We start from the raw sequence: 14,905 nt of genomic DNA, 5'->3' as shown, positions 1-14,905 counted from the left end.
ACTGCGAGTTCGACCTTACCTGTTTGAAAGTAACGTGATCCATTCAACGAGGAGATATTGGATTATGGCTGAAACAGCCCATAAAGAAACCCACGGTTTTCAGACGGAAGTAAAACAACTTCTACATCTGATGATTCATTCTTTGTATTCAAATAAAGAAATCTTCCTACGTGAGCTTGTGTCTAACGCTGCCGATGCAGCAGACAAGCTACGTTTCCGCGCACTAGAAAACGACAGCCTTTATGAAAATGATGGCGACCTAAACGTAAAAATTAGTGTTGATAAAGAAGCGGGCACGGTAACTATTGCTGATAACGGCATTGGTATGAACCGCGACGAAGTAATAGCTAACTTAGGTACTATCGCGAAGTCGGGTACTAAAGATTTCTTCAGTAAGCTTTCTGGCGACAACGCAAAAGACTCACAACTGATTGGTCAGTTCGGTGTTGGCTTTTACTCTGCGTTTATCGTTGCTGATAAAGTAACTGTTCGCACCCGTGCCGCTGGCGCAGACGCATCACAAGGCGTTGAGTGGATTTCTGAAGGCGAGGGTGAATTCACTTTAGCAGAAATCAACAAGCCTACTCGCGGTACTGAAATTGTATTGCACCTTCGTGAAGACGAAAAAGAATTCGCTGATGATTGGCGTTTACGCTCAATTGTTAGCAAATACTCTGACCACATCAGCATTCCAGTTAAAATGTGGAAAGAAGAAGTGCCTGAAAGCGAAGGCCCTGATGGCGAGAAGACGCCAGCGCAGCCTGGCGAGTGGGAATTAGTAAACAAAGCGACGGCTTTGTGGACCCGCGAAAAATCAGATATTTCTGAGGAAGAATATAAAGAATTCTACAAACACATTTCTCATGACTTTGCCGATCCATTTGCATGGGCGCATAACAAAGTTGAAGGTAAGACTGAATATACAAGTTTGTTGTACATTCCTTCTAAAGCCCCGTTTGATATGTGGAACCGCGACCAAGCACATGGATTGAAGTTATATGTTCAGCGCGTTTTCATTATGGATGACGCCGAGCAGTTTATGCCCACGTACTTGCGCTTCGTTAAAGGTCTTCTAGACAGCAACGATTTGCCGCTTAATGTGTCTCGTGAAATTCTACAAGACAACAAGGTAACCCAAGCATTGCGTCAAGGTTGTACTAAGCGCGTACTTCAAATGCTTGAGAAAATGGCTAAGAACGATGCTGAAAAGTACCAGTCATTCTGGAATGAATTTGGTAACGTGCTTAAAGAAGGGCCTTCTGAAGACCATAGTAACCGCGAAAAAATCGCCGGTTTACTTCGCTTCTCATCAACCAATAGTACATCTGATGCACAAACTGTGTCGTTGGCAGATTACATTGAACGCATGAAAGAAGGCCAAGATAAGATTTACTACGTAACGGCAGACAGCTTACAAGCTGCTAAATCTAGCCCGCACCTAGAAATCTTCCGTAAGAAAGGCATTGAAGTATTGCTAATGGGTGAGCGCATTGACGAGTGGTTAATGTCGCACTTAACTGATTTCAACGAGAAGCAGTTTGAATCTATTGCGAAAGCAAACTTAGATTTAGGCGACCTTGAAGATGAAGACACTAAGAAAGCCCAAGAAGAAGCAGAGAAAGAAGTAGAGGGTATTGTTGAGCGTGCTAAAGCAGCCCTTGGCGATAAAGTAGTAGACGTTAAGTTTACCCACCGTCTAACTGATTCTCCGGCGTGCATTGTTGCAGATGACAACGGCATGACCACACAGATGATGAAGTTGATGCAAGCTGCAGGTCAGCCTGTGCCTGACGTTAAGTACGTATTCGAACTTAACCCAGAGCATTCATTGGTTAAAACTCTAGCAGATACGCAAGACGAAGATTTGTTTAAGCAATGGGTTAGCGTGTTGTTCGACCAAGCAGCATTGTCTGAACAGGGTAGTTTAAAAGACCCTTCAACGTTTGTGCAAAACTTGAACACTTTGTTAATGAAGTTAGCAAAATAAGCGTTAATTTCTAAAGTTAATTAATATAAAACGGGCGTAATGCCCGTTTTTTGTTTCTAGGGTCTTTAAATCTATTTTGCACGTTAATTTATGCTATATTTTACCCGTTTAGCTAACTTCATTCGGTACGTTTGAAAGTAAGCAGTGAGTTAAGACCAAAGTCGGATTTTATAACGGGCCATAAGTAGTATATATATTCATCATAAGTGTTTAGTTTCCCTCTACAGTGGGGCTTAGACTTGTCACTGTGGTGCTGAATGTGTAAAGTGCCCCAAGTAAAAAAGTTCAAAATCATAAGCGGAGAACGCACTCATGCGAATTATTCTTCTCGGCGCTCCTGGCGCGGGTAAGGGCACACAAGCTCAGTTTTTAATGGGCAAATATGGGATCCCCCAAATTTCTACCGGTGACATGCTCCGTGCTGCTATAAAAGCAGGTACGGAAATGGGCCTTGCGGCCAAGCGTGTAATGGATGAAGGTAAGCTGGTATCTGATGAAATCATTATCGGGTTAGTTAAAGAGCGTATCGCACAAGACGATTGTAAAGATGGTTTCTTGTTAGATGGCTTCCCTCGTACCATCCCTCAAGCGGATGCAATGAAAGAAGCAGGTGTTTCTGTCGATCATTGTATTGAGTTTGATGTACCAGATGATGTGATTGTTGAGCGTATGGGTGGCCGTCGTGTTCACCCTGCTTCAGGTCGTGTTTACCATGTTGTTTACAACCCACCTAAAGAGGAAGGTAAAGACAATGATACTGGTGAAGACCTTATTATCCGTGATGATGATAAAGAAGAGACAGTACGTAAACGCCTTGCAATTTATCATGAGCAAACCAAGCCTTTAGTTAATTACTATAGTGCTGAAGCTGATGCGGGCAACTGCGAATATCACAAATTAGACGGCACACGCCCAGTAGATGAAGTAAGCGCAGAGCTTGCTGAACTTCTAGGTTAATTAAGCTTGTTGATTTGTAAAGGCCGCAGTTGCGGCCTTTTTTGTTACTTGTATGTTATAAGCGAATAGCGTTTAATAATTGCAGAATAACTAATATAAACGTGGAGCTAACTCATGGTATTACCTATAACGGCGTTTTATGCCAGTCTGTTGGGGATTTGCTACTTATACTTATCTTTTTTAGTGATAGGGGTTCGTAGAAAAAATCAAATTAGCTTGGGTGACGGTGGTAATGAAGACCTGAAAAGGCTCAGTCGCGCTCATGGAAATTTTAGTGAATATGTTCCTATTACCCTCATTATGGTCGCTTGCTTTGAAGCGAATACAGGGCAAGGTTGGGCAGTACATGCACTTGCATGCTCACTGCTGTTTGGACGTATTTTCCATGCCTATGGATTGAGGCATCATGCTGGGGCAAGTTGGCAACGCATTGCGGGAATGATGCTGACCTTTTTGGCCATGCTAGTAGCGGCCATTGCCAACTTAATGTTAATTCATTTTGGATTGTGATTGCCTGACATTCAGGCAATCACAGTTAGCGCTAGCGTTTAGAACCTAAACGTAGCTTTGGTATATACGAAGCGGCCGCGTGGATTGTGGATACTACCCACATACCCATAAAGGTCGCTATCGCCATCGCCAATAGCAAAAGGTGGTTCTTCATCAAGTACGTTGTTTACGCCAAGTACAAGTCGGATAGTATCAGTCACGTTGTAGCCACCTTGAATATCCACTAGCACTTGTGAATCGACCATTCGGGATGTATTTTCTTCAAAATCTAACACACCGTCGAAGTCGATATCCGGTGTATCTTCAAATTCACCCACAAAGCTAATATTCAAGTTAGCGTCAAATGCACCTTTGCTCCACGTCGTGCCAAACAACCAGCGATGCTCAGGATACCCATACTCACCAGTGTAATCTAAACCGTCTTTTTCAAACTCGGTAAGATAAGACCAATCAAGATTGAACTTCACGTCACCGTAGTCGTTTAGGGTAAGCATGTAGTTTGCACTTAAATCGATACCCGCAGCTTCTTGCGAAGATACATTTTGATAGGTGTTAAATATCTTTTGGATAACCCCTAAGCTAGCGCTGCCTTGTGGATCTAAGCGTACGCAAATTTCGCTATCTTGGTTATTACACTCGGTGTCGTATACCAAACCAAATTGCTGCTCATCAATTTTGTTATCTTGAGTGATACTCCAAATATCAACGCTTAAACCAAGTTCTTGTGTAGGTGCCCAAATAGCGCCCACATTCCAAGATTCAGACTCTTCCGCTTCCAAATCTGGGTTACCCGCAAACTCAATATTGTAATCTAACGATTCGCAGTCTAGACCTGTTGCTTCACAGCGGTATCTATCCACAAAGAACACACTCTTCTGCGAAGGACCTAAACCTACTTGTGCCAATGACGGTGCTCTGAATCCTTGCGCCCAAGAGGCACGAAGAGTAACTTCATCGCTTGGCGCCCAGCGTAGCGCAACTTTCGGGTTGGTCGTGTTACCAAAGTCGCTGTAGTCGTCGTAACGACCCGCCAATTGAAGCTCTAGTTGATCAGAGATCGGAATAGATAATTCTAAATAGGCGGCGTATTGATCGCGCTCTGCGTTAGCAGAAACAGATTCAGTACCAAAAATGAGACCTTGCTGGAATTGAATGTCTGGAATGTCTGATACTTGCTCTTCACGGTACTCTATACCCGCTGCCATCATGACCATTTCATCACCTAACGCAAACGCTTCGCCAGTGATGTGTGCATCAAAGCTAGTCATGCGTGATTCACCTCGGCGAACCAAGCTGGTGGTGATGGCATCAATAACCTCAGGTGAGTTAGTTACACCACCAAAAGGATTGTAGTTACCTAGGTCAATCTGTTCCTGTAGCCAATCTACGCGAACCCAACCTTGCGATTGATCGCCGCTTTGTTCTGAGCGGCTTCTTCCTTTTTGGATAGACGCTTCCCAATCGTAGTCAAAAATTTGGCCTCGTAAGCCTGCAACAAACCTAAGGGTATCGGTTTCAATATCCCAGCGTCTGGCGCCTGCATCAACAGGGCGGTAACGGCCAATATCAATATCTTGCCCGAAAGGATTATCAGGATGGGTACCAGGTACTGTTAAGCCCGCGTCTTCATCAAGCGGCGTGGCTGCACCGCCAGCTTCAGACGTATTGTGCTGTACGGCGACTTCCATAAACGCGGTAACATCTGACGAAATTTTATAATCGAATTGGCCAATAAAACCTACACGCTCCGATTCAGGAATAGTGAGGCCGTATGGGCCATAATCAAACAAACAACTTCCTGAGGCTGTTGCGCTATCGGCTGGGCAATCGGGATCGATAGTTTTAACACCATCAACATAGAAATAACCTGGATACCCACGAGAAGAACGAAAATCCATACCGCCATAAGGTGATTGGTTGGCAGTGCCAAACCGACCCATTTCATCAGCACCTAACTGGCTGTTGTTAAAGTAATCGAGAATGACAGTAGCGCTGCTTTTTTCACTTTGGCTGCCCCACAGCATATTAGCCGTGGTTTCGCCGTAGCTTGGCCCTGTGGTACCGCCATAGCCTACGTTTACTTCTAAACCATCATAGTCTTTCTTCAAAATAACATTCACTACACCGGCCACGGCATCTGAACCGTAAATAGCTGATGCACCGTCTTTTAAAATATCGATGCGTTCAATGGCCGATACGGGAATAGCATTAATATCAACAAATGAATTGGTAATGCTTTCTGCAAATGCACTGATGGCAACACGTCGGCCATTAATAAGTACTAAGGTGGCATCTGGACCCATGCCTCTAAGGGACACAGAGGCCGCACCATTTGCAGTAGAGTCTTGGCTATTGTTACGTGTTGAGAAAGTACCCGCACCGGTAGCCGGCATACGTTCTAGTAATTGTTGCAAGTTTTCATACCCCATGCCTTTAATCATAGTGGCATCTATCGATTGAATAGGAGAGGGGCCTTCAATGTCAGTTCGTTTGATACGAGAGCCTGTTACTGCTATGCGTTCTACTCCCTCAGCTTTTTCTTCTACTTCTTGAGCTTGTGAGTAAGAGATTGAAGAGAGTCCAGCCAGTGCGAGTGTAAGCGCACTAAGTTTAACACCATGTTTCATTGTGATTTCCTTATGGTTCCATTTAACTTGTTGTTTATTATTTCAGCAACGTGAATGGTCGCTGATTAATCAATAGCATTAACGCGGGTAAAGTAGCAAGCTAGCAAGCTATTGTTTTTGAATAGAGTTAGTTACAAATTGTGTACAAATGGAAAATGAGAGAAGGTTATAAGTGCTGAAGCTCTGTGTTGACGTAGAGTAACCCGTAAGTTACGGCAAGTTTAGGCAAGTTGGGTAAGGCAGAGATAAGAGAGCGGGCATACCCGTTTAAGGCATGCCTGTCGAACTGATATTATTGAAGCGCTAACAAAGAACGCTCTCCTCTTGGTAAGTAGTAATTTTCTTTGTCTAATGAAAAAGCCACACGGGTAGCACGGCCTTGAATCTCTTCAACGGGAATAAAGCCGTAATAACGTGAATCTACGCTGTTATTTCGGTTGTCACCCATTACCAATACATGCTTGTCAGGTACAACAGCTTCATTAAATGACGAGCGCGCCCCTTTAACCGGTAATAGCTGTATGCTGCGCTGACTATCGCCCATAGTTTCTTGGAATACATAGTTGTCGAGCCTGTGTATTACGGCGTGCTCATCATTCACGGTTAGCGTGTTGTTACTCAAGCTAACCGTGTCACCAGCAATAGCGACAACGCGCTTAACTAACCGCGTATCGGCCGCGCTACTTTGAATAACCACAATGTCACCACGAGCGATATCACCCGTTTGGGCAAGCACTACATTGGTAAAAGGCAGTTCGAGGGTGTAGGCACTTTTATTTACCACAATGCGATCTCCCACCTGAATAGTGGGCTCCATAGAACCCGTAGGTACATGATAGTAATCTGCTACACTGCTCCTGAATGAAAACATCAGTACAACAAATAGAATGAAAGGTAGGTTTCTTTTAATAAACGAGCCAGCTTGTTGCTTCATTTTTATTCCTAACAATAGGTGGTTAATACGGTATAACGGTAGCCTATTACCATGTACAAGATAATTTCGACTGTAACGGCCGCTAAAGTTGATTTAAATATAGAAAGCGCAGATTGAAAACAGTTCATACGATAAGTGTTTCAAGATGTGTGTGACTTGTTTTACGCTACATAACAGTTTTCATGCTAGTGCTAGTGCTAGTGTTTGAAAGGTTATGACTCGGTTCTGACAGTCTGTAGAGTAGCCATTCGAGTGCATTCACTCTATGCGCAAACATTTGCACCCATCCTATTTATAGGAAGCGTTTTATTGATAAACTAACGATGAATACTAGCGCAAGTGACTAGCCCGAGAGATAACAATGTTAAATGATGAACTTAAACGCTTAGTTTTTGATGTTACTAGTCCAAAAGAGCTCAACTTACTGCATGTTAGCGTTGAGTGTAATGGCAATGCAGAGCTTGTATTTGAACGAATTAAAGAATGCTTAGTGCTAATTTTGTCGGTAGAAGAGATTTGTGAATACCATGACCAGTGGCGCACCGAAAACAGCTATGAATTATTAGAAACTTGGTTTAAAACAAATTTACTCTGTGATGTGGAAGATGAACAACTCTGTAGTCAGGTTGGCAAAGTAAGATACTTTCACGAAGAGCGTGACTGGTTTTGGTGGACAGGCCACGTTAGGGGGAATGATTACATAGATGTTTATCTGCAAGTAGTGGGGTGGCCAATTTCGGGGTTTGACGACTTACGTTGGTTATTACTCTGCTGCGGCGCAACCGAGGTTGAACAACAAGACGCCGTTTCGTCAAATGAATTAGGATAATGCTAATTCTTCGAGTTTAACTAAGCGGCAAAATTGAAGTTTTTTGTACGATGCAGCCTTTGGCACACGTTTCACCCTAAGGTGATGCTCACTAAAAGCTTGGCAAAAAAAGCCTAATAGCAGATTGGGTTATTTAACACTAAGCTCCATCACAACACCGTCTTCGTCATCTTCCTCGGTTACAACAAAGCCGAACTGTGCATAGAACTTTCGCATTGCATGGTGTCCGGGCATATAAAGTATGGTTATTTTTTTACATTCAGGCATTGCGCTCATTTCTTCTATCACTTGTTCGGTTGCGATTTTTCCGATGCCTTGCCCCTGATGTTTGACGTCGACCATAAATTGCGCAATATAAAACTCGTCAGGTAGGTTCTCTTCTAGCTCCTGATAATATTGAATAAAGCCTACAGCCTCATCACCTTGATAAATGGCTCTATTGATATAGTGGGGATAGAAACTTGATTCGGCGATAGATTCCGAATTTAACGCCACATAGTTTTCTTGCTCTTTAGTAATTTCTAAATGAATAATATCTAGCCAATTGTCCTTGGTGACTTCTCGTAAACTAATGTCCATATGAATCTCAGTGCTTCCGCTTCCAAAAAGAGATAGAGAAAAGCATATTTAGGCGTAGAGGTGAAAAGCAATGCTGCGAGGAAAAATAAATAACAAATGTTTCAAAATGTAGAGCATCTCATAAAAAAAGGAGCAAGTTACGGGGGTAACTTACTCCTTTGCTAAACTGTATATTGTATATATCACAGATTATTTTAATTGCTGTAGGCGAATAGCCTTAACACTTACTTTTGACGTTCACGCAATACCGACAACGCATCATCAAGCGACATGTCGCTCGCTTGTAGCAAAACGGTTAGATGATACAACAAATCAGCAGCTTCGTTTTTAAGCTCTTCTTTATCGTGTACGGTAGCAGCAAGTGCCGTTTCAACACCTTCTTCACCCACTTTTTGTGCAATACGCTTAATGCCCTTATTGTACAAGCTAGCAGTGTAGCTGCTTTTCGGATCTGCGCCTTTACGGGCAGCCAATAAGCGCTCTAAATCAGCCAAAAAGGTAAAACTAGGCGTATTGCCTTCAAACCAGCAGCTTTCAACGCCTGTGTGGCATGTTGGGCCGTTAGGGTTGGCTAACACTAATAGCGAGTCGAAATCGCAATCGGCGGCTACGCTGACTAAATCTAACGTATTGCCTGAGGTTTCGCCTTTTTGCCACAAACGCAGTTTTGAGCGACTAAAAAAAGTGACTTTACCGCTATCTAATGTAGTGGCTAGTGCATCTTGGTTCATGTAACCCTGCATCAGTACTTTGCCTGAAAGGGCATCTTGTACTATGGCTGGAAGCAGGTTGTCCATTTTTTCCCATGCTAGGGTATTACTGTTTTCGGAAGTTACAATCACGGCTTTATTCCTTGTGCGTTTGGTAGGGCGTGACGCTTACGCATAGGTACGCCATTAGCGGTTAAATCGGCCTTTAGGTCATCAATGTTAATAATGCCTTTATGGAATACGGAAGCGGCTAGTGCGCCATCAACATCGGCTTGTTGAAATACATCGTTGAAGTGAGAAATTTCACCCGCGCCGCCAGAAGCAATAAGGGGTACTTCGCACACTTCACGCACTGCGCTTAGTTGTGCAATATCATAGCCTTTTCTTACACCATCTTGGTTCATGCAGTTAAGCACAATTTCACCGGCACCACGTGACTGCACTTCTTTTATCCAGTCTAGAGTTTGCCATTGGCTCTTTTGAGTGCGGTTCTCATCGCCAGTAAACTTATACACTTCATATTGCCCAGTGGCGTCGTTGTAAAAGCTGTCTACCCCAATAACCACACACTGCTGGCCGTACACGTCATGCATGGCATTAATTAATGCAGGGTTGTTTAGGGCAGGGGAGTTAATCGAAATTTTATCTGCCCCCATTTCTAAAATGCGCCCAGCATCTTCAATGCTTTTAATGCCGCCGGCAACACAAAATGGAATATCGATAACTTGTGCAATACGGCTTACCCAGCTTTTATCTACCACGCGCTCATCTGAACTTGCAGTAATATCGTAAAACACCAGTTCGTCAGCGCCCGCTTTTGCGTATTGCTCTGCTAAGGGTACGATGTCGCCAATAATTTCGTGGTTTCTAAATTGAACGCCTTTAACGACTTTGCCGTCGCGAACATCCAAACAAGGAATTATGCGTTTTGCCAACATGCGATAGCCTCCTTCACGGTGAATTTACCTTCAAGTAAGGCACGACCTAAAATAACGCCGCCAACGTTGGTTGGTTTCAACGCCGAAATGTCGTTTAAGCTACCTATGCCGCCAGATGCTTGCCAGCTAACATTAGGGAAGCGTGCACTCATCTCTTCGTAAAGCTCTACATTAGCGCCTTGCAGCGTGCCGTCACGGCTAATGTCGGTGCAAAGCACATGTGTAGCACCAACCGATGCAAAGTCGTTTAGCAAGTCTTCTAGGGCTACCCCTGAATTCTCCTGCCATCCGTGAGTGGCAATCAGCTTTTCGCCGTCTTCGCTAATGTTAATATCTAGGGCTAGCACGATATGTTCAGCACCGTATTTGGTTACCCAAGATTTCACCAGTTCAGGCTGTTTAACCGCGAGCGATCCAATCACCACGCGGCTTACGCCGATATCGAGTAACTGGGCTACTTCTTCTTCGCTACGAATACCACCGCCTGCTTGAAACTGCATGCGCTTGGTGTCTACCATTGATTTAATCAAGGTAAGCTGGCGCTTGCTGGTGTCTTTCGCGCCAGTTAAATCAACAATGTGCAACCATGTAGCGCCTTGGTCGGCATAGTCGTTTACCACGTCTACCGGGTCGAATTCGTATTTTGTTTTTTGCTCGTAGTCGCCCTGATACAAACGCACTACGCTGCCATCGATAAGATCAATTGCTGGAATAATCATTATAGGTTCACAAAGTTAGTCAGTAGTTGCGCACCAGCATCGCTGGAACGTTCAGGGTGAAATTGTACGCCAAAGAAGTTGTCTTTATTAATGGCCGCTGAAAACGGGTTACCGTAGTTACAGCTGGCTAGGGTATGGGCGTACTCTGGTACGGCAAAACTGTGCACAAAATAGAAATAGGTATCTTGAGGAATGCCTTTAAACAAGGTGTCGTCATTATGAGAAACCGTATTCCAACCCATGTGCGGCAAGCGCAAGCCATTCGCTTCCATTCGTGCAACACGACCAGGCATTAGCGACAAACAAGGAATGTCATCCTGCGTGTCTCCTAAGCGGTTCTCTAAGCTACCTTCAGCGCTGCTTTCAACCATTAACTGCATACCTAAACACACGCCTAGTACTGGCTGAGTTAGGCTTTGTAATGTGCTTGATAAGTCTTTTTGCGTAATGCTTGCCATGGCAGCAGCTGCAGTACCAACACCGGGTAAAAATACTTTGTCGGCGCGGGTGATCACATCTTTGTCGTCAGATACTTCAACGGTTACGCCTAAACGCTCTAGCGCAAAGCGAACCGATGAAATATTTGCGCAGCCTGTGTTCACAATGACTATTTTTTGTCGTTGTGATTTTTGTATTTCAGGCATTAAAGCGCTCCTTTACTGCTAGGCAATGCATCGCCTTGTCGCGTAATGGCTTGACGTAACGCACGGCCAAATACTTTGAATAAACTTTCTACCTGGTGGTGAGCATTCCCTTCGCTGGTGGAAAGGTGAAGCGACAGCCCCATGCTTTGCGCCAATGAATAGAAAAAGTGTGGCACCATTTCAGTGGCCATTTCGCCCACTTGGTCACGGCTGAAATCAGCTTCAAACTTAAGGTGAGGACGGTTTGAGATATCCATAATGCATTCTGCGCGGCACTCATCCATAGGCAGGGCAAAACCAAAACGGCCAATACCACGTTTATCACCAAGGGCTTTCTTAAGGGCTTCACCTAATGCCAATGCAGTGTCTTCCACACTGTGGTGATCATCTATGTGCAAATCGCCATCTACGGTTACGTTTAATTCAAAACCGCCGTGGGTCGCAATTTGATCAAGCATGTGGTCGAAGAAACCCAAACCAGTGTGAATGTGCGACTTCTCGGTAGAGTCTAAATCTACGCGTACTTTAATGTCGGTTTCTGAGGTAGTGCGGATAACTTCGGCAATACGTGAAGACGACAACAAGGTTTTTTGGATATGATCCCAGTTCAAGGTTTCAGGGTTATATTGCAACCCTTTAATACCCATGTTCTCGGCAAGTTGCATGTCGGTCATGCGATCGCCAATCACGTATGAACGGGTGAAATCAACCTTTCCTTGCTGAAGGTAGTCTTTCACTAACCCCAGTTTAGGCTTACGGCAAGTACAGTTGTCTTCTTCAAAGTGCGGGCAAATAAGCACGTCGTCAAACGTAATACCTTGGCTTTTGAAAATGGCCATCATGGCATTATGAGGCGCGTCAAAATCAGCTTGTGGAAAGCTGTCCGTGCCTAAGCCGTCTTGGTTAGTGACCATGACAAACTTAAAGCCTGCTGCTTTTAGTTTTAACAGCACAGGAATAACGTTTGGCTCGAAAACCAGCTTTTCTAAACTGTCTAGCTGTTTATCTACCGGCGGCTCTTCTACAAGTGTACCGTCGCGGTCGATAAATAAAATGGCTTGCTGACTCATGCCGCTAGCTCCTTTTTAAATTCGTTGATCAGTTGCAATAAACGCTGGTTTTGTTCTTCAGTACCAATGCTTACTCGCAAGCAATTTGTAAGGTTAAGCTGTTTAGATTGGTCGCGTATTAATAACCCTTTGCTCACTAAATATTGCATGAGTTCGCTAGCACGCTCGTAGCGAAATAGCACAAAGTTTGCTTTTCTATCACCAACCAATTCAAAGCCGTCAATATCGGCAAGCGCGGTTGCCAGTAGGTCTTTTTCTCTATTGATGGTATCTACCTGCAACTGAATTAATGTCAGTGAATCGGTAGATAATGCCTGTGCAGCAATTTGTGCCACAGGCTCTGCAATAGGGTAGGGTGCAATGACTTTTAGCAACGCTTGAATAACTGGCGCTTGGGCTAAAGTAAACCCACAGCGAAGCCCTGCTAACGCAAAGGCTTTTGAAAGCGTGCGTAGTACTACTAGGTTAGGGTAATCCGCTATTTCATTTGCCCAGGTATTATCGGCATCGAACTCAATATAGGCTTCATCCACTACCACTAAAGCGCTATTAGCAAAGTGGTTGAGTACCGCTCGTATATCGTCTCTGGCAACCTGTGTGCCCGTTGGGTTATTTGGCGCACAAATAAAGATAACATTGGCGTTATCAATTGCGCACACACCTTCAACGTCTAGGCTAAAATCACCATTTAGCGGCACAGTAGTAATACCCACATCACAAGTTTCTGCACTAATGGCGTACATGCCATAGGTGGGCGGGCAAATTACTATGTTGTCTTTACCTGGAGTACAAAAGGTACGAATAAGTAATTCAATGCCTTCGTCTGCACCACGGGTAACCATCAACTGAGAAGTATCAATACCTGCATAGGCTGCATAGCTTTCTACCACCGATGAAGGCTGACACGACGGGTAACGATTAAAGTTACTTGCATCTATCGCATATTCATTTGCATAGGGCGATTCATTGGCATTTAGCCAATCTTGGCCACCTGAATACAAACGCCTGGCCGACTCGTAAGGCTTAAGCGGCACTAAATTGTCGTTAATTAGGTTATCAATAAGGGTATCTACAAGAGCAGGCATTAAGCATCTCCCTTATCGCTAACGTTCGCTAGCTTTTGCATACGAAGCGCTACTGCTTGTTCGTGAGCATCAAGCCCTTCAGCGCTAGCCAATGCCATAATAGCTGGGCCTAAGTTGCGCATGCCGTCTGCGGATAACTCTTGAATGGTGTAACGACGCATAAAGTCAAGTAAGCCTAAGCTAGAATAGTTCTTCGCATAGCCGTAAGTAGGTAATACGTGATTTGTACCCGAGGCATAATCACCGGCAGATTCAGGCGACCAAGGGCCTAAAAATATTGAACCTGCGTATTTGATTTTCGGCAGTAAGCTACGGGCATCTTCAATTTGCACTATCAAGTGTTCAGGCGCATAGGCATTGCTTACTAAAATAGCGTCATCTATTGAGTCGGCCAAAATATAGCGGGCATTCTCCATTGCAGGGCGAGCAATGTCGGCACGTGAAAGGGTAGACAATTGACGTTCAACCGCTGCCTTCGCACTTTCAATCAGTGCTTCGCTGTTAGACACTAAAATGGCTTGAGAATCTGGGCCATGCTCTGCTTGAGAAAGTAAGTCTGAGGCAACAAATTCAGCATCGGCAAATTCATCTGCTAACACCAATACTTCAGACGGGCCTGCTGGCATATCAATAGCCGCACCATCAGCACGCAAACTTACTTGCTGTTTGGCTTCAGTCACAAAACTATTTCCCGGGCCAAATATTTTATCAACCTGCGGGATAGTATCTGTGCCCAATGCCATCGCTGCAATGGCCTGCGCGCCGCCACAAAGATATATGGCTTCAATGCCACATTTTCTTGCGGCATAGGCAATTTCAGGGGCAATCAAGCCTTGCTTGTTTGGTGGTGTGCAAAGCAGTTTGTTTTCACATCCCGCTACCAGCGCTGGTACACCTAGCATTAGCACCGTTGAAGGCAAAGGTGCACTGCCACCTGGAATATACAAACCTACGGCATCTAACGGGGTGAAGCGCAATTCGCAGTTCACACCAGGTGTCGTGGTTAGCGCAATATCACTTGGCAGCTGGGCATCGTGAAACGCTTTAATATTGTTAAATGCAATATCAATCGCACCTGCTACTTCAGCGGTAACCGAACTTGCTAACGTGTCGATGCTTTCTTGCGATAACACTAACGATTGCAAATCAGGGCAATCAAACTGACGAGTGAAGTCGATAACAGCGGCATCGCCTTCACTTTCAACGCTAGCGATAATGTCGCCCACGGTTTGTTTTAACTGTTGGCTATTGGCCATAGCCGGACGCGAAAGCGCCGTTTTTTTCTCAAGCTTTGATAGAGATGACCAGATAATCAT

At 44.4% G+C, this 14,905-nt stretch carries 14 protein-coding genes; 4 read left to right on the top strand and 10 right to left on the bottom strand.

The window, feature by feature from the left end; genetic code table 11:
* Positions 1 to 64 precede the first annotated feature (64 nt).
* The 3 genes from htpG (at position 65) to ALT761_RS13185 (ending at position 3,454) form a co-directional block, all read left to right on the top strand.
* Complete coding sequence (gene htpG, locus ALT761_RS13195) at positions 65 to 1,987, top strand: molecular chaperone HtpG (protein ID WP_129739344.1); 1,923 nt, start codon at positions 65 to 67, stop codon at positions 1,985 to 1,987.
* A 312-nt stretch (positions 1,988 to 2,299) separates the two neighbouring features.
* Positions 2,300 to 2,944 (top strand): adenylate kinase, encoded by a 645-nt coding sequence (gene adk, locus ALT761_RS13190; RefSeq protein ID WP_013783409.1) that lies wholly within the window; start codon positions 2,300 to 2,302, stop codon positions 2,942 to 2,944.
* Positions 2,945 to 3,058: 114 nt separating this feature from the next.
* Entirely contained in the window at positions 3,059 to 3,454 is a 396-nt protein-coding gene (locus ALT761_RS13185; protein ID WP_129739342.1) for an MAPEG family protein, read from the top strand.
* A gap of 38 nt (positions 3,455 to 3,492) precedes the next feature.
* Here the strand turns inward: ALT761_RS13185 and ALT761_RS13180 are convergent, their stop codons facing one another.
* The gene (locus ALT761_RS13180) at positions 3,493 to 6,081 is read right to left on the bottom strand and encodes a TonB-dependent receptor (RefSeq protein ID WP_129739340.1); all 2,589 of its coding nucleotides are present in this window, start codon (positions 6,079 to 6,081) and stop codon (positions 3,493 to 3,495) included.
* Positions 6,082 to 6,373: 292 nt separating this feature from the next.
* The gene (lepB, locus tag ALT761_RS13175) at positions 6,374 to 7,015 is read right to left on the bottom strand and encodes a signal peptidase I (protein ID WP_129739338.1); all 642 of its coding nucleotides are present in this window, start codon (positions 7,013 to 7,015) and stop codon (positions 6,374 to 6,376) included.
* A 361-nt stretch (positions 7,016 to 7,376) separates the two neighbouring features.
* Between lepB and ALT761_RS13170 the strand changes: the two genes are divergently transcribed.
* Positions 7,377 to 7,844 (top strand): hypothetical protein, encoded by a 468-nt coding sequence (locus tag ALT761_RS13170; RefSeq protein ID WP_129739336.1) that lies wholly within the window; start codon positions 7,377 to 7,379, stop codon positions 7,842 to 7,844.
* A gap of 129 nt (positions 7,845 to 7,973) precedes the next feature.
* Here the strand turns inward: ALT761_RS13170 and ALT761_RS13165 are convergent, their stop codons facing one another.
* The 8 genes from ALT761_RS13165 to hisD form a co-directional block, all read right to left on the bottom strand.
* Positions 7,974 to 8,423, bottom strand: a complete 450-nt coding sequence (locus ALT761_RS13165) for a GNAT family N-acetyltransferase (RefSeq protein ID WP_129739334.1) — start codon at positions 8,421 to 8,423, stop codon at positions 7,974 to 7,976.
* Positions 8,424 to 8,647: 224 nt separating this feature from the next.
* Positions 8,648 to 9,265, bottom strand: a complete 618-nt coding sequence (gene hisIE / locus ALT761_RS13160) for a bifunctional phosphoribosyl-AMP cyclohydrolase/phosphoribosyl-ATP diphosphatase HisIE (protein ID WP_013783419.1) — start codon at positions 9,263 to 9,265, stop codon at positions 8,648 to 8,650.
* The gene (hisF, locus tag ALT761_RS13155) at positions 9,262 to 10,071 is read right to left on the bottom strand and encodes an imidazole glycerol phosphate synthase subunit HisF (RefSeq protein ID WP_013783420.1); all 810 of its coding nucleotides are present in this window, start codon (positions 10,069 to 10,071) and stop codon (positions 9,262 to 9,264) included. Before hisF ends, hisIE begins: the two co-directional genes overlap by 4 nt.
* Positions 10,053 to 10,790 (bottom strand): 1-(5-phosphoribosyl)-5-[(5-phosphoribosylamino)methylideneamino]imidazole-4-carboxamide isomerase, encoded by a 738-nt coding sequence (gene hisA / locus ALT761_RS13150; protein WP_129739332.1) that lies wholly within the window; start codon positions 10,788 to 10,790, stop codon positions 10,053 to 10,055. The genes hisF and hisA overlap by 19 nt, the downstream gene beginning before the upstream one ends.
* The gene (gene hisH / locus ALT761_RS13145) at positions 10,790 to 11,434 is read right to left on the bottom strand and encodes an imidazole glycerol phosphate synthase subunit HisH (protein WP_129739330.1); all 645 of its coding nucleotides are present in this window, start codon (positions 11,432 to 11,434) and stop codon (positions 10,790 to 10,792) included. The genes hisA and hisH overlap by 1 nt, the downstream gene beginning before the upstream one ends.
* The gene (gene hisB, locus ALT761_RS13140; protein WP_129739328.1) at positions 11,434 to 12,504 is read right to left on the bottom strand and encodes a bifunctional histidinol-phosphatase/imidazoleglycerol-phosphate dehydratase HisB; all 1,071 of its coding nucleotides are present in this window, start codon (positions 12,502 to 12,504) and stop codon (positions 11,434 to 11,436) included. Before hisB ends, hisH begins: the two co-directional genes overlap by 1 nt.
* Positions 12,501 to 13,589: a histidinol-phosphate transaminase gene (gene hisC / locus ALT761_RS13135; RefSeq protein WP_129739326.1), complete on the bottom strand. Its 1,089-nt coding sequence runs from the start codon at positions 13,587 to 13,589 to the stop codon at positions 12,501 to 12,503. The genes hisB and hisC overlap by 4 nt, the downstream gene beginning before the upstream one ends.
* The gene (hisD, locus tag ALT761_RS13130) at positions 13,589 to 14,905 is read right to left on the bottom strand and encodes a histidinol dehydrogenase (RefSeq protein WP_129739324.1); all 1,317 of its coding nucleotides are present in this window, start codon (positions 14,903 to 14,905) and stop codon (positions 13,589 to 13,591) included. The genes hisC and hisD overlap by 1 nt, the downstream gene beginning before the upstream one ends.

This window comes from Alteromonas sp. 76-1 (genome assembly GCF_900654235.1).
GTDB lineage: Bacteria > Pseudomonadota > Gammaproteobacteria > Enterobacterales > Alteromonadaceae > Alteromonas > Alteromonas naphthalenivorans.
This window is presented reverse-complemented; position numbering and strand designations above follow the sequence as displayed.

Bases quoted from the DNA above. Each gene is read 5' to 3' on its own strand.
- htpG (WP_129739344.1), top strand. From the start codon at position 65: ATGGCTGAAACAGCCCATAAAGAAACCCACGGTTTTCAGACGGAAGTA.
- hisH (WP_129739330.1), bottom strand. From the start codon at position 11,434: ATGCCTGAAATACAAAAATCACAACGACAAAAAATAGTCATTGTGAAC.
- hisB (WP_129739328.1), bottom strand. From the start codon at position 12,504: ATGAGTCAGCAAGCCATTTTATTTATCGACCGCGACGGTACACTTGTA.
- ALT761_RS13170 (WP_129739336.1), top strand. From the start codon at position 7,377: ATGTTAAATGATGAACTTAAACGCTTAGTTTTTGATGTTACTAGTCCA.
- hisC (WP_129739326.1), bottom strand. From the start codon at position 13,589: ATGCCTGCTCTTGTAGATACCCTTATTGATAACCTAATTAACGACAAT.
- ALT761_RS13185 (WP_129739342.1), top strand. From the start codon at position 3,059: ATGGTATTACCTATAACGGCGTTTTATGCCAGTCTGTTGGGGATTTGC.
- ALT761_RS13180 (WP_129739340.1), bottom strand. From the start codon at position 6,081: ATGAAACATGGTGTTAAACTTAGTGCGCTTACACTCGCACTGGCTGGA.
- hisD (WP_129739324.1), bottom strand. From the start codon at position 14,905: ATGATTATCTGGTCATCTCTATCAAAGCTTGAGAAAAAAACGGCGCTT.
- ALT761_RS13165 (WP_129739334.1), bottom strand. From the start codon at position 8,423: ATGGACATTAGTTTACGAGAAGTCACCAAGGACAATTGGCTAGATATT.
- lepB (WP_129739338.1), bottom strand. From the start codon at position 7,015: ATGAAGCAACAAGCTGGCTCGTTTATTAAAAGAAACCTACCTTTCATT.
- hisA (WP_129739332.1), bottom strand. From the start codon at position 10,790: ATGATTATTCCAGCAATTGATCTTATCGATGGCAGCGTAGTGCGTTTG.
- adk (WP_013783409.1), top strand. From the start codon at position 2,300: ATGCGAATTATTCTTCTCGGCGCTCCTGGCGCGGGTAAGGGCACACAA.
- hisF (WP_013783420.1), bottom strand. From the start codon at position 10,071: ATGTTGGCAAAACGCATAATTCCTTGTTTGGATGTTCGCGACGGCAAA.